Origin of the sequence: Paraglaciecola algarum (genome assembly GCF_021532655.1) — a bacterium.
Lineage (GTDB): Bacteria > Pseudomonadota > Gammaproteobacteria > Enterobacterales > Alteromonadaceae > Paraglaciecola > Paraglaciecola algarum.
On the sequence record NZ_JAKGAS010000009.1, the window covers coordinates 55,714 to 78,842 of the forward strand.

Annotated in this window: 12 protein-coding genes; 6 read left to right on the forward strand and 6 right to left on the reverse strand. The window is 39.1% G+C overall.

Annotated elements, in window-relative coordinates; translation table 11 throughout:
- The first annotated feature begins 4 nt into the window (after positions 1-4).
- The 5 genes from L0668_RS15825 (at position 5) to L0668_RS15845 (ending at position 4,705) form a co-directional block, all read left to right on the forward strand.
- Positions 5-487 (forward strand): TRAP transporter small permease, encoded by a 483-nt coding sequence (locus L0668_RS15825; protein ID WP_235313694.1) that lies wholly within the window; start codon positions 5-7, stop codon positions 485-487.
- Positions 487-1,785 (forward strand): TRAP transporter large permease, encoded by a 1,299-nt coding sequence (locus tag L0668_RS15830; protein WP_235313695.1) that lies wholly within the window; start codon positions 487-489, stop codon positions 1,783-1,785. The genes L0668_RS15825 and L0668_RS15830 overlap by 1 nt, the downstream gene beginning before the upstream one ends.
- Positions 1,786-1,853: 68 nt before the next feature.
- Complete coding sequence (locus tag L0668_RS15835) at positions 1,854-2,888, forward strand: LacI family DNA-binding transcriptional regulator (protein WP_235313696.1); 1,035 nt, start codon at positions 1,854-1,856, stop codon at positions 2,886-2,888.
- On the forward strand, positions 2,870-3,661 hold the full coding sequence (locus tag L0668_RS15840; RefSeq protein ID WP_235313697.1) for a rhamnogalacturonan acetylesterase: 792 nt from the start codon (positions 2,870-2,872) through the stop codon (positions 3,659-3,661). The genes L0668_RS15835 and L0668_RS15840 overlap by 19 nt, the downstream gene beginning before the upstream one ends.
- Before the next feature lie 66 nt (positions 3,662-3,727).
- Positions 3,728-4,705 carry a transporter substrate-binding domain-containing protein gene (locus tag L0668_RS15845; RefSeq protein ID WP_235313698.1) on the forward strand — a complete coding sequence of 326 codons (978 nt, stop codon included), beginning with the start codon at positions 3,728-3,730 and terminating at the stop codon, positions 4,703-4,705.
- Here L0668_RS15845 and L0668_RS15850 read toward each other — a convergent pair.
- From L0668_RS15850 to L0668_RS15865, 4 genes are all read right to left on the reverse strand, one after another.
- Positions 4,702-5,583 carry an alpha/beta hydrolase gene (locus tag L0668_RS15850; RefSeq protein WP_235313699.1) on the reverse strand — a complete coding sequence of 294 codons (882 nt, stop codon included), beginning with the start codon at positions 5,581-5,583 and terminating at the stop codon, positions 4,702-4,704. The genes L0668_RS15845 and L0668_RS15850 overlap by 4 nt on opposite strands.
- A 121-nt stretch (positions 5,584-5,704) precedes the next feature.
- Complete coding sequence (locus tag L0668_RS15855; protein ID WP_235313700.1) at positions 5,705-8,239, reverse strand: DUF4861 family protein; 2,535 nt, start codon at positions 8,237-8,239, stop codon at positions 5,705-5,707.
- Positions 8,240-8,277: 38 nt separating this feature from the next.
- Positions 8,278-9,723: a glucuronate isomerase gene (uxaC, locus tag L0668_RS15860; protein ID WP_235313701.1), complete on the reverse strand. Its 1,446-nt coding sequence runs from the start codon at positions 9,721-9,723 to the stop codon at positions 8,278-8,280.
- Positions 9,724-9,757: 34 nt separating this feature from the next.
- The gene (locus tag L0668_RS15865) at positions 9,758-11,224 is read right to left on the reverse strand and encodes a glycoside hydrolase family 28 protein (protein WP_235313702.1); all 1,467 of its coding nucleotides are present in this window, start codon (positions 11,222-11,224) and stop codon (positions 9,758-9,760) included.
- A 791-nt stretch (positions 11,225-12,015) separates the two neighbouring features.
- Between L0668_RS15865 and L0668_RS15870 the strand changes: the two genes are divergently transcribed.
- The gene (locus L0668_RS15870; RefSeq protein ID WP_235313703.1) at positions 12,016-14,769 is read left to right on the forward strand and encodes a TonB-dependent receptor; all 2,754 of its coding nucleotides are present in this window, start codon (positions 12,016-12,018) and stop codon (positions 14,767-14,769) included.
- Between the two features lie 99 nt (positions 14,770-14,868).
- On the opposite strand, the gene L0668_RS15875 is transcribed toward L0668_RS15870, so the two are convergent.
- The gene (locus tag L0668_RS15875; protein ID WP_235313704.1) at positions 14,869-15,861 is read right to left on the reverse strand and encodes a family 43 glycosylhydrolase; all 993 of its coding nucleotides are present in this window, start codon (positions 15,859-15,861) and stop codon (positions 14,869-14,871) included.
- A gap of 70 nt (positions 15,862-15,931) precedes the next feature.
- The gene (locus tag L0668_RS15880; protein ID WP_235313705.1) at positions 15,932-23,119 is read right to left on the reverse strand and encodes a pectinesterase family protein; all 7,188 of its coding nucleotides are present in this window, start codon (positions 23,117-23,119) and stop codon (positions 15,932-15,934) included.
- Positions 23,120-23,129: the final 10 nt, after the last annotated feature.

The following is a 23,129-nucleotide window of genomic DNA, read 5'->3' on the forward strand; positions in this document are numbered from 1 at the left end:
CGGAATGCAACAATTAATGACTTTAATTAATCATATTTTAGAAAAATTACTCATGCTAATGATGTTTTTTATAATTGCTACTGTCACCTGGCAAGTCTTTTCCCGCTTTATTTTACAGTCGCCAAGCTCCTATACTGAAGAGCTGGCCCGCTATTTATTAATTTGGATTGGTATTCTGGGTGCCGCTTACGCTTATCGCACCAAAGCACACTTAGGTTTAGATATAGTGGTTCAGAAATTACAACCTGCAAAGCAGAAATTAGCCCGAATAATAGTCGAGTGTATGGTAATAATTTTCGCAGTTTGTATTTTAATTTACGGAGGCTTAAATTTAGTAAGTATTACCTTAGAATTAAAACAAACCTCAGCGGCCCTAGGCTTGCAAATGGGTTATGTATACACAGTTATTCCTATTTCAGGTTGTCTTATCTGCTTATTTTCTTTCTCAAATATTATTAATCTTGTTAACCACCAAGGGGCTAAATAATGGACATGACAGCTTTAGTATTATTGGCCGTATTTTTTATATTACTCTTTTTAAACGTACCCATTTCGGTGTGTATCGGTTTAGCCACTATGTCGGCGTTACTAATGCACATAGATTTTACCGCAGCCACCACCACCATAGCCCAACAAATATCTGGGGGCATAGACAGCTTTGCACTACTCGCCATTCCTTTTTTTATTGTATCCGGTTTAATTATGGGACAAGGCGGAATAGCCAAAAGACTAATTGAAAGTGCCATGGCTTTGATTGGCTTTTTACCCGGTGGTTTAGCTTTGGTTAATGTCATGTCATGTATGTTATTCGGTGCTATATCAGGCTCAGCCGTGGCAGCAACATCGGCCATTGGTAGCTTTATGGTGCCTGAGATGAAAAAGCATGGTTACGATGAAAACTTCGCAGCTGCTGTTACCTGTACCGCAGCTACAACTGGGTTATTGATCCCACCGAGTAATATATTAATTATTTATGCCATAGCCAGTGGAGGAGTATCCATTGCCGCCTTATTTATTGCCGGATATTTACCAGGAATACTAGTGGGGCTGGCGCTAATGATGGTTTGTTCGATTTATGCCATCCATAACAAATACCCAGTGACAGCACGTTTACCCTTTAAAATAGTGGTTGAGAAAGTGTTTGCCGCCCTACCTAGTCTAATGTTGGTGGTAGTAGTAATTGGTGGCATTATTATGGGAGTGTTTACCGCTACAGAAGCTGGTGCGATTGCAGTTCTCTATGCCCTTGTTTTAGCAGTGGGAATTTATAAAGAAATCCCGTTGTCGTCGTTACCAAAACTATTTTTAAAAGCCTGCGAAACAACCGCCATTGTAATGCTAATTATTGGCGCTTCGTCGGCCATGTCTTGGTTGTTATCTTATGCCCATATTCCACAGGCAATCAGTGACTTCTTTCTAACCTTAAGTGACAATCCTATAATCATCTTACTCTTAATCAACTTAATATTGATTTTAGTAGGAGCCTTTATTGATATGACACCGGCTGTATTAATTTTTACACCGATATTTTTGCCTGTAGCAGAACAATTTGGCATGTCACCGATTCAGTTTGGAATTATGTTAGTACTTAACCTGTGTATAGGTTTGGTATCACCGCCCGTTGGCAGTGTATTATTTGTCAGTTGTGCTGTAGCAAAAACCTCTATACACAAGATAATAAAACCTATGTTACCCTTATATTTTGTGATGTTTCTAGTATTGCTGATGGTGACGTATATACCTGCAATTAGTGAAGCTTTACCTAGACTCTTTGGATTGATTTAAATTTAATCTCACACATTCACCTGTGATACAATAATGTAGATTTGTGAGATTAAAAAAAGAAATAACATATGGATAATAAAGTTAAAAGTACTATTAATGATGTTGCTCGCGAGGCAGGTGTATCTAAAAGGACTGTGTCTAGAGTGATTAACGGCTCGCCTTCAGTTGGCCAAGCCACTCGTGAGCGCATAGATGCAGTAATCAAAGAATTGAATTTTCAACCTGACAAACAAGCTCGGGGCTTAGCCTCTAAAAAGTCTTATTTGTTAGGTTTGATTTATGACAATCCAGATGCCTTATACATAGACCAAGTGCAAAGAGGTTGTTTAACTGTTTGTACCAATTTAGGCTATGAGTTAGTGGTCCATCCTTGCCATTGGCAAGAAGATGATTTTGTTGAAGATTGCTTGAATTTTATCAGCCGTTCAAATGTAGATGGCGTATTAATTTTGCCACCGGTATCTGAGAGCAAAAAGCTAGCCAGTGCCCTTAGAGCAAATAATCACCCTTATGTGAGAATTGCCTCGGCTGACTTAGATGATCACGCAAACATAGTTATCTCAAACGAACGCGAAGCCATGCAAGACATAGCAGAACATTTAGTTTCACTGGGGCACAAAGATATTGCCATGATCAGTGGCCCTAGCCCGTTTTGTTCATCAAGAGAACGTCTTGAAGGTTTTACTGACTCATTAAAAAAACTCAATATTGATTTACCTGCACATAGAGTAATTGAAGGTCAAAACAGTTACGAAAGTGGTCTTGAAATAGCCAAGAATATTTTTAGTGGTACTGACTTACCGACAGCTATTTTTGCTAACAATGACGAAATGGCAGCTGGCGTAATAAGAGTAGCAAGTGACTTAGGCATAAAAATCCCTGAACAAGTATCATTAGCTGGGTTTGACGATAATATTTTTGCATCTCGTATTATTCCTTCTTTAACTACCTTAAGACGTCCTGTGCAAGAAATATCTGTGGTAGCCACCAAAAAATTGATCCAAGCTATTAACCCACAAAACAAAGCAGTAGAACAAACGACTGTTATCAAACCCTACTTAATTACTCGGGAATCCACCGCTAAATGTATAAAAGAAGACTAATTCAACACTTTGTATGCTTAATTATTGTAACTAGTGTCTTAGTTAAAAGTACTGCTTTTGCTAAACCACAGTTGTTTATGGCCGGTGATTCAACCATGGCCATCAAACACCCCAAAGATTACCCAGAAACAGGTTGGGGTGTGCCATTTTCGGAATTTTTTTCTGAACAAATTAGCGTCATCAACCTAGCTAAAAATGGCCGTAGTACCCGCACATTTATGGCCGAAGGCTTATGGCAAAAAATTTTAGACGACCTACAAAAAGGTGATTTTGTCATTATTCAATTTGGCCATAACGATGAATCAGCTAAGAAAAAAGATAGATATACTACACCACAAGAATACCAAAATAATTTAAGCTTAATGATAGAGCAAGTGCGAAAGAAAGGCGCACAGCCGATTTTAATGAGCTCAGTGACACGTCGCTATTTTGTTTCTGATAAAGATAATCTTATAGGCGAAACCCACCCTTATTCAAAACTGGTTAGGCAGGTTGCTGAGCAAACCAAAGTCACCTTTTTCGATATGGATAAAATCACCAGAGAATATTTTCAATCCATGGGCGATGAATTATCTAGCCTGCGTTTTATGCATATTAAACCAAGCATCCATCCAAATTACCCAAATGGTGTAAAAGACAACACCCACTTTAACCACCTGGGCGCCCGTGAAGTAGCACAGTTGGTATTAGCCGAATTAAAGTCATCGAACCACCCATTAATTCAATTTGTTCGAAAGGCTGATCCAAAACATTTAACCTATCGTTATCATTGATTTAATTTTTGTGAATAGAGTTTTCTGCGCTATATTCAATTACATATACATAAATAGTTGTTGAAAATGAAACCGTTCTACAAAACATCCACGGCAATTCCCCATCTACAAAGGTTTACGTTACTTGCAATAACTTTAGCACTAAATTTTATATATATATCCGCGATAAATGCCTGTGAACTTGTTAACAATGAAAACGAGAAAGTACTAGTCTTCCCGCCAAAATCAGATTCTCTACAGCCAGAAAAGGATTACATATTTCAACTATTAAAATTAGTATTACAAAAATCTGAAGATAAATATGGTCCTTGTATTGCAAAGCTACATAAATATAAATTACCTCTAGCAAGGATTGAGCTGTATCTAGAAAACAACCATTTATTAAACGTTGTGGCCTTAACAGCCAACACACTTAGAGATGAGCGTTTTAGACCTGTCCCCATACCCATTTCAAAAGGGCTGATGGGATACAGACTATTTATCATTCGTAATGATGCTCAAGAAAAATTCAACAATGTAAATTCACTACAAGACTTACAAAATTTTGTTGCGGGTCAAGGTATTGGCTGGCCCGATGTAGATGTATTAAATCAAAATAACTTACCTGTGCAAGAAGCGGGAAGCATCAAAACCCTGATTGATATGTTAGTTCATGAAAGGTTTGATTATTTTCCTCGAGGCTCTTTGCAAATCATTACAGAATTAAATACCTACGGAGATAAGCCGGTTCAGATAGAAAAACACTTAGTTCTGCGTTATCCAAGTTTAACGGCTTTTTATGTCAATAAACAAAATGAAGGACTGGCCGAACGGTTGGAATATGGACTAAATAAAACCATTGATGACGGGAGTTTTGACCAGTTCTTTTTTTCACACCCCTCTTCCATTGAAGCTGTTGCAAACTTAGATCTCAAAAATAAAACTGTATTGCAAATATGTAATCCCATCTTGCCTAAATGGGTACCAATCAATCAAAATAAATATTGGTTAGAGCCTTGGCCTAAAGATTTTCAAAATACAGGGTGTAATATCAAACACGATTAATTTTCTAAAAACTTTACCATTTTTTGGCCGACAATTGATAAATAAGGCTCGAACAGCCAAAAAGTATGCATCACATCATTAAGCTGAATATATTGATTAGAAATATTGTGCCGAGATAGCTCGGAGAGTACTTTATCTTTACCAGCAGTAAAGCGCATTTGGCCACTGCTGATAACTAGAGTAGCAGGTGAATTTTGGTTAATATGATTAACTGCTGAGGCCTGTCGCCAGATTTCTGGAGCTTCTTCATAGGTATTACCAAACCATAATGAAGCCGCAGCATCACGACCTTTCTTGGTTTCGTACTTTAATGCAAGCGGGTGTTCAAAATCCAACAGTCCATCCAACACCACCAATGCTTGTACTTGAGTGTTTTTCTGCTCAATTCCTTTTTTGAATAATGTTTTATCCGCTGTATTAGCAATTAACGCAGCCATTTGTCCACCAGAAGAGCCGCCCACTAACACTAACTTGTCTGAACTTAGGCCGAATTTACTGCCCTGTGATCTTAACCAATCAATACCGTGATTTAGATCTTCCAAGCCAGCGGGATACAGCGCTTCGACTGATAAACGATATTCTGGAATGACTACTTGGTAGCCCTTTTTAGATAATGTATTAGCTAACAAATACATATGAGATTTATTGCCAGAACGCCAGCCTCCCCCATGCACCAAAATAATAGTGTGGGGCTTGAGGTTATTTGCATCAGGAAGAAACAAGTCGAGATGTAATGTTCGCTTACCTACTTTTCGATAAGGAATATCGAACAGAATACTTTGTTGTGCGTTAAACCTTAATTTAGGCAGGCTTATTTCGGGGTATTTCTGCTGATAACGTTGAAAACGTTCGAATACGGTATAGCTATCGTCTATCAAAAATGAATTTGCAAAAAGTGCACTACTTAATAAGCATGATGCTAAAACAAAGCATTTTATGCTAAATACAAGATAGTACACTTAACTATGCCTAGGTTATTTTACTAAAATAACTCCTTAGCTACTGCTTTACCAGCAGTAGCTCGTGCATGGCCATACTGGCTCTTATGAAGGCGATATTGCCTTTTGCATCATTTTTCCATATAGGTTCAGACATGTAATACTGATAACTACCGTCTCGGCCGAAGCCTAATCCAGCCACATAACATTGATTAGTCATGCTGACAGTGCCATCGCTATGTACCAAAACAAATTCCTTTATTAAACCTTGATAAGCCTTTTGAGCGACAGCTTTATATTTATCATCTATATAACCATTCTTGATTGCTTTGGCATAAAAATAAGTAAACATGGCAGATGCGCTGGATTCTCTATAATTTCCCACAACATGGGGCTTATCCATGACTTGCCACCAAGTCTGCGTTTCTTTGTCCATGGCTTGCTCTAGGCTAACAGCCACTTCTTGAGCAATTTGTAATAATGGGGCTCTTAGTTCAGTTTTTGATTCAGGAATTAACTCAAGAACATCCACCAAAGACATTACCATCCAGCCCATACCTCTGGCCCAAAATTCGGGGGATAAGCCAGTTTCAGGATCAGCCCAATCTTGCTGTTTTGCTTCATCCCAAGCATGGTAATAATAACCCGTTGCTTTGTCTTTAAGATATTTTTGAGTTAACACAAATTCATTGACTACTTCGTCCAAACTATGGCCATCTTCAAATAAGTTAGAGTATTCAGCTAAAAAAGGCATACCCATATACACGCCATCTAGCCATACTTGACTGGTATATTTTTTCTTGTGCCAAAAAGCGCCTTCTGTGGTTTTTGGCTGCTCTTTAAGTTGTTGTCTTAAGGTATCTATCGCGGTTTTGTATTTTTGTTCTTTAGTTTCTTTATATAAAGCTAAAACGGCAACACCGGGCGACACAGCATCAATATTATAGTTTGAGAGTTTATAGCGTTTAATTGTACCGTCATCCTCTATAAAAGAACCGGTCACTTTGTGCAGCATCTCTTGGTATTTATCTTCGCCTGTGATTTCGCCCAACAAATAAAATGTATGAGGGGTTAGACCCACTATGTCGTACTCAAATTTAGGCAAACGTTTACGATTGATATCCCAACCATCATACCTATAGGTATAACCTTTACGCTTTAATTCACTGTCTGCCAACAAGCGAGCCCAATTCAGCGCGTTGTCAGCGGTTACAGTTTCAGCTATAGCCGATTTAGAGGCTTTAGTTTTTAAACGAATTCTAGGTTTGACGGTTAATTTTTCAGCCTCTTGTTCTAAATAGGCCACAAAATCTTGTTTGTTATGAATACCACTTTCTTCGTCCCACACAGCTGCAAAATAATAGTCTAGTTGCATGGCATTAGGATTATTTGGCGTTGGATTACCTTTTGGTGACATTATGGCCAAATAATTCTTTTTATCTTGCGTCACTTCTTTTAACAATTCTCTACGAAAGAAAACCGCCATACCTAACTGGCCACCATCCAAAGATTGTTTACCCCAGCTAGCAATAAAGCTATAGGCTTTTCCTGTGATATCTATATCACCTTGTATAAACTCAGTGTCTTTATGTTTCACCACACCAATTGCCATGGTCTCAACTGGCGCTGACATATCTAAAGTTAGCTTAGCCAATCGACTACCTGCTTGCATTGAAACAAATGCTTTAAGGTCTTGCTGGCCTATGTCACTCTTCCAAGCTTGGTAATCAATACTAAAATGCGAGGATAGTGCCCCATTTGCATGAATTGTAGCTGTCCAAGAATCTACGTCGCTAACTAACGAAAGAGTGTCATTATGCCACAAGCCAAAACCTCCGGCGCCAAGAGAACTTCCAACTTTGAGCAGGTCCATGCCCCAAGGTTGTAACTCGTGATAAGAGGCATAACCATCTTGACCTACGTTTTGTAGTACAGGCTCTGGCGTCAATTTACCAAAAATATCAAAGCCATTTCTATGATCTAAATATATTCGATAACCCACTTTATCAGACTCAATACCCGGGCCCTCATAGCGGATCCAATTAGAATGATCTGTGTAGTGTTTTTCTGGTGTAAGGGTATCAACGTTAACAAAGTTGCCACCTGTATAACCTTTGAATTTACCGTCAGTGTATTTTTCATGAGGCCCCCACTCACCACCTATTTTATGGGATATCTCAGCTTGTGTTCGTTTAACCAGTTTATGGGTTGATTTGTCACCTTGATTAATCACAAATTGTTTAGTTTCCCCGGCTTGAAAGTTTGTAGCAAAAATTAAACCATCAAACTTTCCATCTAAGTCATTATCAATTACTTGCGAGGGCAAAACATCCTCGCCTTGTTTAACAGATAAAAAACCTGTGAAGTCACTATCTAATCCAAGATCATAAAAGCTTAAATAAGTCAGTTCATCGTTACGTTCAAAAAGTGATGGATTATGTACTTCGGCGCTCGCCAGCCAATTATTTTGGGTGATTGCTTTTTGCCCGCCAAGCTCTTCGACACTAGCCTTTGTGGTATCTTTACAAGCAGTTAATAGGTTAAACAACACTATTAAAGAAAACGCTGCATATCCAACTTTTTGTATACGTATCATTTGGTATTACTCTTCTTCTAAAATGAGAGCATTAGCTCCTAGTTTAAATTGTACGCTTTTTTCACTAACCCATAGGTTAATTGATAAGCCAAAGAATGTGCTTCTTGTTTAGTGATCTGATGGTTAGCTACAAGTTCAGCTAAATAACGACAGTCCACTCTACGCGCTACATCATGGCGTGCAGGAATAGATAAAAACGCTCTGGTGTCATCATTAAACCCTACCGTATTATAAAACCCAGCGGTTTCTGTGGTTTGTTGACGAAAACGCAACATACCCGCAGGACTATCATGAAACCACCACGCAGGACCCAGTTTAAGACTTGGATAATGACCAGCCAAAGGGGCTAATTCTCTGCTGTAGGTAGTTTCATCTAAAGTAAACAATATGATCTTTAGATTAGGGTGATTACCGTATTTACTTAACAAAGGTTTTAACGCATTGACATATTCAGTATTACTTGGGATATCACACCCTTTATCTCGACCATAATAATCAAATACCAAGGCGTTATGGTTTCTATGAGCCCCTGGGTGAATTTGCATTACCAATCCATCTTCAATACTCATACCGGCTAATTCAGTAAGCATTTGACCTCTAAACAACTCTTGCTCTTGTTCAGTAGATTCACCGGCTAAACATTTATCCAACAAAGCCTGACATTCTTCTGCTGACAAATCAGCCGTAAGTGCGGTTGGATGACCATGATCAGTAGCTGTAGCCCGACCGTGTTGGATAAAATACTGTCGGCGTTTGCGAATAGCACTTAAATAACCTTGCCAATATTGAGTATTTTCGCCGGTTAAATCCGCCAGTTTTCTTAGGTTTTCGACAAAATCTTCACGGCTAGCATCCACCACATCGTCAGGTCTAAATGAGGTGATCACACGCTTAGCCCATTGAGTATTACTGATTGCCGAATGATGGCTGAGTGAATCCAATGCCCCTTCGGTAGTGGCAATTAATTCGATATTAAACTTATCCATTAAGGCCAAAGGTTTGAACTCAGGCAACACCAGCTGGCGGTTAATCTCCTGATAATATTCAAGAGCATTGTCTGAACATAGTTTTTCAGTAAAGCCGAATATCTTAGAAAATGTATCATCTAACCAGTATCCAGATGGTGTACCTGCAAACAAATAATAATGGTCTGCAAAAAGTTGCCAGATTTTCTCAGGATCAGCCGTTTTGTATAAACTTAAATCCCCTTTATCTCCGTGTTGTGGAATACCTAGAGAATCTAATGAAATACCTTGGCTATACAACATACGAAATACATAATGATCGGGTCTGATCAGCAAGTCAGTAGCATTTTGAAAGTTTTTATTTTCATTAAACCAACTTGGATCTGTATGTCCATGTGGACTAACAATGGGTAAGTCTTTTATTTCTTGATAGAGCTCAGAGGCTATATCAGCGACTTGTTTATTGGCAGAAAACAATCTCTGTGGGTTCAAAGCCAATTTTTGAATAGAACGGGGCATATTATATTTCCTACTAGTACTTCAAAAGTGAGAGTTACATCACTTCAATTAATTCGGTTGCGTGTATAGGCCTATCATTAATACTGACGTTATTCGTGGTAAAGTTTTCAACATTACGCACAATTGACTGTGAGTGAGCTTGATTAAAATGACAATTTATAAGGTGTATATCGCTAATAGGTTTGCGACTAAAACCTTGAATGTTGAGCGGTCTTTTAAAGATTTGTTGGCAATTAAGGTCTTCGATCACTATATCTCGAACGGTAGGATCGAAGTCGCCGGCATCACCTTCTTCATAATAAAAGTTGATTACGACCGCTTCTTTAACTTTACCTACTTGAATATTGCGATAACGCAAATGTTCAATCAGGCCACCACGGATAGAATTAGTTTTTATGCGGATCGCTCGTTCTAATTCAGGGCTATCCATTTGGCAGTTTTCAACAAATACATTGTTCACCCCGCCTGAAATCTCACTACCAATAACCACACCACCATGGCCTTCACGCATATTACAGTTAGCTATAACGATATTTTGGCAAGGTATATTTAAACGCCTACCATCAGCATTACGACCAGATTTAATAGCAATACAGTCATCACCGGTGTCAAATGTACAATCTTCTATTAATACATGGTCACATGACTCTGGGTCACAGCCATCAGAATTTGGGCCATGACTTAAAAAGTTGGCTCCTTTAACGGTTACGTTGTGACATAAAACAGGATTCACTAACCAAAATGGAGAGTTTTTAATGGTAACGTCTTGAATAAGAATGTTTTTGCACTTGTATGGTTGAATAAATGGCGGACGTAAAAATGCACCATCAGCATAAATACGTTTTTCTACTGGTACATTATTTTCTGCGTCTTGCATTAGGGCCATACGGGCTGGTTTTTGATCTTGATCTGGAATGATTTGCCAGTGGGCTTCTTTATGCGGCCCCTTCCATGGCCACCAGGTAGCGTTATCCGCACTGCCGTCAAGGACACCTTTACCAGTAATAGCGATATTTTCTTGCTCATAGGCGTAAATTAAAGGTGAATAGCCCATATGCTCTAGACCTTCCCAGCGTGTTATTACAGCTGGTAAATAACGTTCGGGTTCTGGAATAAACTTAACTAAAGCACCTTCTAGTAAATGTAAATTGATATTTGAAAGCAAATGAATTGGGCCAGTATGATAAGTTCCTGCAGGTACAACTACCCTCCCCCCACCGGCTTTTGAGCAAGCGTTAATGGCTAATTTAAACGCTGAAGTACAATCAGTAACAGCTTGACTATCTAGAAATTCTTGGTTATCGAAATAGTCAGTTAACAAAAAATCTTGGGCTAAAAACTCTGGCTGTTTTATCTGCTCTCGAATGCGTTTAGCTTTCTGCCAATCTGCATCTAAATTGAGAGGACTCAGCGTATTTAAATTAGTATGACAGCCAGGCAACGCACTGATGACAGCACTTGCCAACACACCTTTGATAAAAATTCTTCTATTTGAAATCATAAGATACCATGTAGTTTGACCACCTCTATTGAGGTGGTCAGTTTTGAAAAATTTATTAGTTCACGGCAGAAACACACACGAAACAACAGCTAACCAATAAATATTCATTACATCAAATGAATGATGTTTGGGTTTTCTTGGTAGACCAAGATTATTATTATGTGTAGAACACTAACCTTTGCACCGGTAGCAATTAACTGAATAAATCACCAGATTAACCCAACCCAATTGCCACCGGTGGCAAGAAAGTTAACATTGATAAAAATACCTTGTCAACAAAATTTATAAAATATTATTTACAAACCAGCTAAAAAACATTTTATAAATGTTAAAAAATTGAAATTAAAAAACACAAAAAGACAGTTATCAGCTTGTCTTACGACTAAAAGTTACAAAAACAACATTAAGTAACCATAGATTCAAAAAAATAAAAATAACCATAATAAACAACAGCTTAATTATCTTCACATAGTAAAGATATAATCCTTTTTTTTAAAAACTCTACATGAAGATAATTATTTTAAGAAATCGTTATTTTCATTATTTGTATGTTTTTTGTTAATTTAATATTGACAAACAAATGCTTGAAGCGTTAACTTAATCGCCGATGCCACCGGTAGCAATAAAAAGTTGCCACCGGTAGCGAAAGTTGATTTTAAGTTGTTCATAATATTAGTTTGTAAGCTAATTGATAACTAACGAAAAAGTAAAAATTAACTACAATATGCAAAGACTATATTTAATATCTGTTGCATAGGAAAAATCATTGATACGCACTTGAGGATACACATATGAAAACCAATGCTCAGTTTAAAAAGAAGCCATTGTATATTGCAATTAGCGGCCTAATTTTAGGCTTATCTAGTATAACTACCCATGCCCAAGAGGAACCTGTCTCGCCAGCAGCAGATGACACAGAAGTTATTGAAGTTAAAGGTTTTAGAGGTTCATTAAATAGAGGGCTTTTCGAAAAACGTAATGCCACTAACTTTAAAGAAACTATCATGAGTGAAGATGTGGGTAAGATGCCTGATCTTAACCTTGCAGAATCTTTACAACGTTTACCTGGTGTAGCCATCACTCGTGAAGGTGGTGAGGGCCGAAACATTACCGTACGAGGAATGGGTGCGACTTACTCACAAGTTACCTTAAATGGTATGCAAATTCCTGCATCTACTGGTGGTTTAGATTCTTCTGGTGGGGTTAATCGCGGCCGTTCATTTGACTTTAATATGTTTGGTTCAGAGCTGTTTGGCCAAATGGATGTGAATAAATCTTATTCAGCCAGTTTAGAAGAAGGTGGTGTAGCTTCAACTGTATCACTACACACATTGCGTCCTTTAGACAAACCCGGCTTACACGCCACTGGTTCTTTGCAATCTTCTTATAACGTACAAAATGGCAATACAAACCCAGTTATTAATGGTTTTGTCAGCAATACCTTTTTAGATGACACTGTGGGCGTACTAGTAGGTGTAAGTAGCGGTAAACGTACTGTTGAACAAGAAGGTTTCGGTACAGTTCGTTGGACTTCACCTGTTGCTAATTTACGTGGAAGTGATCCAGAAGGGCACGGCTGGGCAAATAATCCAGATATGGTAATTAACGGTACACCAAATCCAACTGCAAACTATTCTGATTATGCTGAAATTCAAGCGGGTAACCCTTCATTGACCCCGATCGATTACATGTTTGCGCCACGTTTACCGCGCACTGACTCATTTAACCAAGAACAAAGTCGCGACAGCTTCCTTGTTTCATTGCAAGCTCGCCCAACTGACGACCTTGAGTTAAGTTTAAATATTTTAGACTCACAACGAGATGCAGATGTTGAATCATATAACTTCTTTGCTCAGTTCCGTAATTTACACAACGGTATTATACCGAACACTGTTACTCTTGACCCGTCAGGTCGTTACATCACTGCTGGTAGTTTTAGTAATGTAGAACCACGTTCAGAAAGCCGTGGTCAATACGCAACCAGTGAATTTAACCAAGTAGTGTTTGACGCAGACTATCAATTAACTGACACCATCGCCCTAAGTTTTATGGCGGGTAAAGCTACTTCTGAGCATAACGAAGAGCAGTATCGTTATAACTTAACTGGCACGCCTACTACCTTTGCATATGACTTTTCTGAAGATGAAAATATTCCAACTATGTCTTATGGTTATGATATTACTGACGTATCTAATTTCGGTTGGACGGGCCCACATCATCGTCGTGACAACGTAACTCGTGAAAACGAAACTTTACGTGCAGACGTAACTTGGGAATTCAATGACGAAGGTTCAACTCTAAAAGCGGGTTATACGTCTAACGATCGTATTATTGACTCCACACATACCCGTGCTCCTGATGGCCTAACAGATCCTAATCCTGCTAATAGTAGTAATACCATGAGCCTTTCTAATGTTATTTCTAACTTTGGTGACACAATTGGTGCACCGAGTGGCTTATTCACAGACTGGTTAATAGCCGATATTGATGTTGCAAGACAAGAATATAGTGCTGGTAAATTTTTGCCAGACGCACGCAGCGGTAACTATATTGTTTCTGAAGCCACTGAAGGGCTTTACGTTGACGTTGATTACTATCTAGATGATTTAACCATTAATGCAGGTGTGCGTTATGTAGAAACTACAGTTAAAGGTAATGCGAGTGATATTGAAGAAACCTATAGCAATACCTTACCTGCTTTAAACCTTATTTATACTGTTGTAGATGATGTACTCCTTCGTGCTGCATGGTCTAAAAACGTATCACGCCCAAATCCACAATCATTGACAGGCCAAGTTAATGGTACGCCAATTAATGGTAGCGTAAGTGTTGCTAACCCTGGTGTTGGTCCAGAAACCATAACATCAGTTGATTTAAGCGCTGAGTGGTACTTTGCAGATGAGTCGTATGTTGCTTTAGTGTATTTCCAAAAAGAAATCACTGACTCTATTACGAGTTCGACCGCAGAAAATATCACATTGCCGAAAGAGTATGCAGACATAGTAGCAACAGACCCTATCTATGATGTAGGTACTCCAAACTATGACCCCAGTGCAATTGGAGCATATGACACGAATGCTTGGAACTTAACGACACAAAGTAATTCTAGTGAAGTTGACGATATATCAGGTATTGAACTTGCTGCTCGTTATGTACTGCCTATGGGAATTGGTTTTGATGCTAACTACACATACATTGATAGTGACGATATCGTGAGAGGTTTATCAGAAAATGCCTATAACTTAGGTGTTTTTTATGAAAATGATACCTTCGGTGCACGTATATACGTTAATAGCCGTGACGATTACGAAACTGGTGGGTCATCAAACGGTAACGTAAGTCAAAACAACACTGGTCCAACTCGTGTTGACTTCTCGTCTTCCTATAATATTAATGAACATTTTACCGCTACTCTGGAAATCATTAACTTAACCAACGAAAAAGAGCGTTTATTCACCACAGGTCCTACAGGTGATTTGAACCTAGTTCGTGAGTACAACACTAATGGTACAGAAGTCATGTTTGGTATTAGAGCTTCTTACTAAGGGCAAAGTGTAAAGTCCTTAGTATTGACTAAAAAAGGGCCGGTAGAATGATTCTACCGGCCCTTTTTATTTTACTAATTTATCCCGGATCAAGAAAAATTATTTCTCTTTAGCGACTCTATTAGCAAAATCAGCCACCCCTTGTGATGTCCGCTTCACCTCTTGAATAGTGCCATCATCATTAAAATACATATACTCAGCAGCACTGTGACGCTGACGTTTTCTTAATGTACAACCCGATGCAGGGGTTTCTATCCACCTATGGTAAAACAAAATCCATTGGCCTTTAAACTCAACAATTGAGTGATGATTATTAGCATTATGCTCTTGTTGCATAAACACACCTTTATATTGCCATGGCCCTTTTGGTGAAGAGGCCATGTAATAACTTAACTCTCGGTTATTCTCAGGCATAGTAAAGTAATAATATTCGCCGCGTTTAAACACCCAAGGGCCTTCCATTTTAGGCTCGTAGCCACCCATATCCATTTTGACTAACTCCCCCTTTGTACTGCGCATATCATCGGCTAGTTCCATCACATGATAATCATGGGCTTTTGCGTGAACGTACAAATAAGCCTTACCATCATCATCGATAAATAACGAAGGATCATTGGCATAGGGTTCTTGCCATAAAGGCGCACCTATCATGTCTTTAAATGGCCCTGTAGGTGAATCACTTTCTGCTATACCTATGCCCATCCACTTAGTACTCTTTTCTGGATTGACTCTGTCTTTGTGCCCTGTACCAGCTGGAAAAACAAAATAGTACTTACCGTTTTTATAGGCTGCATCTGGCGCCCAAGCATAGTTGTCGGCCCAGGTCAGATCATCTACAGACAGCACTGCGCCATGAGCAGTCCAATCCACTAAATTTCCAGAAGAAAACACATGCCAATCTTTCATCCAAAAATCAGCTTGGCACTCTTCGTCATGTGAGGTGTATAAATACATTTTACCATCTTGCCAAACATGGCCAGAAGGGTCGGCTGTTCTAATATCACTGCCGAAGTTTAAAGGATTATTAGCCATGCTCGCTGAACTAATAAAAATCGAATATAAAAGACCTACCTTAAATTTTGTATTTAACATTGTTTTTCTCCATAAAAAAACTCCCATTAAGTCGTCACTTAAAGGGAGTTCGAATTTGTTATTCAACATCTTATTGAATGGTTAAATCATCCAAAGTAATAGTTGCATCACTTTCACTACGAATAGTGATAAAAGATGTTTGTGATGCACTTAACCCATCCACCACATAAGTTTGCCCAGGTACCAATTCACTCAAAGCGATTGAATGGAATTTAGACGAACCGCCGTGAATCGAATTACTGCTACCAGAGGTATTGTTATCTACATAGATTTGGAAGTTTTTATCCGTATTACCTGCCACACTCACCACTTTAAACGATACTTGATAAGCACCACTTAAATCAAATACACCAGTAGTGTTAGTATCTGCATCAGTAGTAGATACCGAGCCAGTGGTATTACCTATACTCACTCTTGCGCCTGTCATGGTTAGCTCACCATTTTCAATACTGACCGTCCCGGTTACACGATGGTACATAGGTGTACCATCGCCAGCAGAGCCTGATAAATCACGGTAATTATTGCTAAAAAATTCATCACTATTACTAGCAGAGAAATTTTCACTATAAGGCAATGTCACATCACTTTGAATAGGATCATCCAGTGGTTCACTTACTTCTACCTCTGGAATATCCAAGTCACTTTGATCTAGTTTACCCACACCCGCATTAGCTAGTACCTTGTCTTTGACTTCATCCGCTGGATCTAAAGTGTAGTCATATGGAACTTGAAAAGTACTAGTAGAACTGCCGTCTTGGCCAGTGGCATCTCCTGAAGCTGGCGTAGACCAAGTTACTCCTACTCCGAAGAAGTTACCAGACTGATTCCAATATCCAAGATTGTCTGAATAAAATGACACAATAGGGTTTTTAGTATTTTCAAAATAGTTATTTTCAATTAGTAACTCTGCCCCCATTCTTGAGTTAATCGCTGTGGAATTAATATTATTGAAATAGTTATTGTACAAGTGACCAAAACCAAACCTAAATAAAGGTACACGAGATTCTAAGTTTTCGAATCTATTATGATGGAAGGTAATATTACGGTTCTTGTTTTCATTACTATCGTCATCAGAATGTCCATGTAAAGACGTCTTCCAGCTATCATGTAAATAGTTATAAGAAATCGTAATGTTCTCAGCGCCAGATTTCGAATCTAACAAACCATCGTAATAATCTTTCTCCACTTCTAAAGATGAATACAATTCGTTGTGATCAATCCAAATATTCGAGGTAGTTGAACCATCATCATCACCTTCAATAGAAATTGCATCTTTACCGCCTGTTAATACTTCATGGATAGTCAGGTTTTGAATAATGATATTGTTAGCACGGCGTATTTGAATACCAATACCATCCAATTCGCCTTGGTTACCCACACCAATAATAGACACATCATTCATATCTTTTATATCAATTGAGTTACCTGTATTGCCACTATTGGCATCGGTAATAGTGCCATTAACATAAATCGTTACTGGGCTATTAGCTGATTTTGCATCCGCTAAGGCACTGATTAAATCTAGTCCGTTATTCACTGTAACTGTCGAACCACCAGCACCACCGGTTATGTCAAAGTTATAACCAGCAAAACCAGTCTCTACGACTACATCAGCAGCTTCTGCTGGAGCGTCAGGCAAGCTAGGGATCGCCAGTGGTTCTGGACTCCAACCTGCACCACTATTAAAGCTGGCAAATATACCTACACGGCTGGTTAAATCAGTTACTTCAGATTCGATTAATTGATAACCACCTTCACGATTAGATACATCTAATAAACTCCCACTCATATCCATGCTGCCATATTCTCTAAAGCCACTAAGTGCATCAGAAACAGCTGGGTTAGGAGTTGGAGTTGGATACCAACCACTGGTAATAATATGAGTATCAAATTTATTGTTGATCAGCGTCACATTATCAAATGAGTCAGTTTTACCTGCCCCGCGAGCAATATAGGTAGAATTTTCAGCTACTGTATTACCTAAAGGTCCTGCCCCATGAGTAAACTCAGAGTTTAAAAATACAAAGCCAGGATCAGTTAACACTGGAGTACGTGATTGAAGTACATAACCACCATCCACAGGCACATCCGTTGGACCATTTTTAGAATCACCTATGGTACGAATTTCACTGTCTTCAAATAACGCAGCTACCGGGTAACCCCAGATAAAATCAACATTACCCGCAACCAATGTATTGTAGAACCAAGCGTAGCCCTTGATTAACAAGGTATCTTGCTCACTAATAAAGTTCATATTATTAGCGATTAGTCTATGACTACTATTGAAGTAAATCGTTTCGGCTTGGTTTGAGTCAGTGTTGTTACGCACATGAGTATTTTTTATGGTGAAATTATTTAATACCAACATGTCAGCACTTTCTACCAAGAACAATGGACGACCACTTGAACCACCATTTAGGCTCTCATAATTTTCATATTGCACTATGGTATTTTCACGACTTTCACCTTGTAAGGTGATGTTGTTTTGGTTACGTAAGAATAATAATTCGTTATAAATACCATCTTTGATAGAAACTGTTGCTTGCGCATCTTTACCAACATTATTCATAATGTGAGTTAGAGCACCTTGAACCGTTCTAAAATCAGCTTCGCCATCGTCATTAACCAAAATATGATTAGTAGATGGGCCAACAAACTTAGTAGTAAACGACCAATCAGACACTTTACCTAGGCCAATAAAGTCTATGCCATTTAACTTAGCACCGCTAACGACTTTGTCACCTATTACAACATAGTAAGTTTCGCCATATTCTAAGACATCATTTCTGGGGTCAATAACCAAGGTTTTACCATCTTGGGCAATTGATAAAGGCGTGTATTTCAATTCACGAGTTTTATCTAACGCTGACAATACATCTAGGTTATAACCAACACGTAACAAGTCCACTAATGAATCATCAGACGATTTATAGATATGCACTTCACCGCCACTATCTAAACTGACTTCTGAGTCAAAAGTGATAGTTAAGTTAGTATCAATGTACCCGTCTGTGCTACTCACATCAGGTGTGACTAAGCCAGCGATACTGCCGTAATCCATAGTGGGTTGATTAAACCCAGAAGCTACTGAAACTTCGATAGTTCGGATTATATTGGCATCAGATCCAGAAACGAAAGTGATAGTCGCATCCCCCTCACCCACTGGCATTAACGTCACCATAGTGCCTTCAATAGTTACGTCTACAATATTCTGGTTACTTGAAGTCACGCTAAAAGTATCTGCTGTCTCACCATCATTTTGGAATGCTGCAATATTGATAACTAATGCGTCGGTAGTTGTTGTTGGATCCCAGCTAGGCTCTTTGTAATCCAAGGTTAACTGGATAGGCTTAGTACTAGGGTCGCCCACTTTGACATTATCTAACTCGAATGAACGGTTGTTAGTGAAAATACCAATTAAACCTTTAGCGGTATAAGATGTATCACTCACTGAGCCCATGTTTTCACCGTTTAAATAAACGGTAAGGGCATCATCAATTAACTCAAAACGCACTGTGTACCAAACCCCGTCTTCCGTTCCACCTTTTTCACCTAACAACAAAGGTGTTTTGGCTTGGACTGGACGAGAGATAGAGCCCTCTGTACTAATCGCCAGTTCGACGCGAGTGCTGCTGCTGGCATTTTGCATATTCAAACCACCACCAAACCAGTTGCCTTCACTTAAGTAACGCGCCATTAAGTACAATTGTTTATTAGCAGTAGTGCTATTTTGACGAGGGCGTATTTCTGCTTCAACATAAAAGTTACCGCTATCTGGCACATTCGCCATAGCAGCATCTGTCGCTACTATTATCTCGCCACCGGCTCCACCAGCGGTATAACGCATCACATTATTACCATCTTCCAACGTCAGAATATCAAACTCACCTTCAGCTGAAGACGCGCTCGTTGATGCCCATATTTGCCAGTTGTCTAAGTTACCAGCGGTGAAATCATCACAGAAATACAAATCAGTCGCTTGACCACAGACAGTGTTGTCTTGCTCTAAATATTCAATTCTAAGATTATCAATGGTAACAGTAGCACTACCTTCTGTACGAACTTGTAAAAAAGAGTTCTTAGTCGCCAGTAAACCTTCTACTTCAAGTGTTTGACCCACAACTAAATCCGCTAAATCAGAAGCGAAAAACTTAGAACTTCCACCTAAATGGGACTTAGAGCTACTAGACGTATTGTTATCAACATAGATCAAGAAGTCCTTAGTCATATTGCTGTCTTCGCTAATCGCTACAATATCTACTAACACTTTATAAGGAATAGATAGATCTAACGCACCTTCTGGCGCAACGCCATCTGCGGTGTCGGTACCAGGATTAGTTTCACCAATAGTAAAACGACTACCACTTAAAGTGAGTTGGTCATCAGCAAATACCATAGCACTGCCACCACCAGTCACATTATATAAAGGAGCCGATTCATCACTTGGTAATGCTTTGTAGTCTGCTGTAAAGAACTGCTCTGCAGTTGCCCCGTCAAATACCTCATCAACCACAATATTGTTATTGATATATTCAATGCGAATGTTATCGATGGTGACGTTAGCATTACTTTCAGTTCTAAACTGTAAGAATGAATTAGCCGTGGCTATTGGGCCTTCTACTTCAATGGTTTGCCCCACTACTAAATCAGCCAAATCAGGATGATAAAATTTTGAGTCACCGCCTAAATGAGACTTAGAACTACTTGAAGTGTTGTTATCCAAGTAAATCAAAAAGTCTTTAGACATGTCGCTGTCTTCGCTAATGGCAATAATATCTACAAAGATTTTGTACGGTTTAGATAAATCAAGTGAGCCTTCAGGTGCCACACCTTCGGCAGTGTCTGTACCTGGGTTCGTCTCCCCTAAGGTAAAGCGACTTCCATTTAAGGTTAACTGGTTATCAGCAAATACCATATTACTGCCACCACCAGTAATATTAAAGAACGGCGCACTACTATCTGTAGCTAAGGCTTTATATTCTGCGGTAAAGAAGGTTTCGGCAGTAGCCTCGTTAAAGGTTTCCTCTAACAACAGGTTTTCGTCTAAGTATTCAATTCGTAAATTATTAATAACAACCGTACCACCACTTTCAGTACGTAATTGTATAAACGAATTATTGGTCGCTACTAAACCTTCAACTTTAAGGGTTGTTCCAGCAACATGGGTGTTAATTAACTCACTGTAGAATTTAGAAGCACCACCATGAATAGATTTTGAACTACTCGATGTGCTGTTATCTACGTAGATTTGGAAGTTATTATCTCCATCTGCGTCGCTTACCGACACAATGTCCATAATAACGTAATAAGGACGAGATAAATCCAACACACCTGTTGCAGAGGTATCATCAGCTGTTGTATCTACATCTGGAGTAGAGTGACCAATAGTGAAACGTCCACTATCTAACTCAAGACCATCCGCCACAATCGCTACAGAGCCACCGGTTTTAGTGTACAAAGGAATATCTGCGCCACTTGCATCTTTTATCGTTCCATAAGCAGTAGAGAAGATATCTTCTGTCACGCCCACATAATCAGCAGATGCCGGTAAATCAATACGCGGAATAACCGGTGCTTGCGGCTCTGGTTCTGGCTCGGGCTCAGGTTCTGGTGCATTGTCTGTATCATTTGGAATACCGAAACCAGCTACAGTATCTATTACCAAATTATCTATGGTAATAATTCCAGCACTATCAGTACGTATTTGTATAAACGAGTTCTTAACAAATGGGCTAAGTACTCTTGCTTCTGGATCAAGTACTAATGCGGCAGCTGCTGCAACTGGATCATAAGTATAACTAAAGGTCTCACCTGCAACAAAGTCAGCATTACTTATGGGTATACTTAAAAATTTAGAAGATCGACCATGAACAGAGTTACTTTCACTGGTTGTATTATTATCAGCGTAGATAGATAAAGAACCAGCACCGGCATCACCTCCACCATGTTCAACCACGTCAAAACTAATGGTAAAACCTTGACTTAGATTAAAACGGTGCCCCGCATCGCTGGTACTTTGCACAGTATCGCTGCCAGAGGTAGTCACCGAAGGCGTGTTATTACCAATGCTAAATCGGTCTCCTGTTAGCACTAAAGCATTATTTTCAATAACTAAAGAGCCGCCCGTTTTAGCATATAATGGATTATCCCCAACTTTTTTATAACCAGAGGTTTGAAATGTATTGGCGTCAGTTGCAAACTCTTCTACCAATTCACGAGTTTCTTCTGCGGGTAACTCTGCCAAACGAGAGAGTTCTGCTTCAAGTTGAGCATCAGCAAATACAAACGAGTTATTTGCAGCGGTTTCGTTGTCGTCGCATTCTTTAGCATTTTCAGCCAAACTGGATGAGGCGTCACTTAAGCACAGACCATAAATACCTGTTTCAGTATTAAAAGATCGACCCGTAAACTGAGTAACAATATCGTCACTACCATCAACCTGCTGAGTTAACACTAAGTGCCGATTACCAAATGAAAATGCATAGCTACCGGTGGCAATTTCAGTTTCGCCATCAAGTTGAGAAAATTGTCCATTTAGCCCAGTATCTGAATCTTCAGGAGTGAACACATAAGTTTCGGTTGTTACCTCTCCAGCTTTTACATAGGCACGTGTTATAACTCCTGAAAACTTAGTAGGATCAAAGGCATTAGGCTGCTTTAGATTCAGTTCATCATCAACATAATTAACAAAATGTTCAATCGCCGCATCTCTACTGACCACACTTGTATTAGATGTGCCTGCATTAGGTAACCAAGCTTCAATTTGTGCAGCAAATTCTTCATCACTTTGAGTGAAGAAACTCTCTGTGTCTATTGGCATAACTGCTGCTGAGGCAGCTTCACTACTGATACTGATGCCGTTTTCTGGATTTCCATCAGCATCTAGTGTTTGTAATAACCTAAGGGTATTCACTACTCTTTGGTTAAACACAGTGTCTGTACCAAATACCTGTAACGGCGTGACAAAGTTTGCCCCAGCGGTTGAAGGAAAGGTAATTTCTCCAATGGAAAAGGTGATCGAATCCCCTCTAAAATATTCAAAGTTACCATTTGCATCTGTGGTGCCAGTAATAGCATCAGATACACCACTTGCATCTCTAGAAATGCTATAACTTAGTCCAGCCACTGGCGCATCAACAAACTGACCTACAATGGGTGGCAAAGGGTCTTGTTTTACATTGATAGTACTTTCTGCACCACAACCAGCTAATACCAGGGCACTTAGCACACTTGCTGTAATTCTATTTTTATAGTTCATACATCCCTCC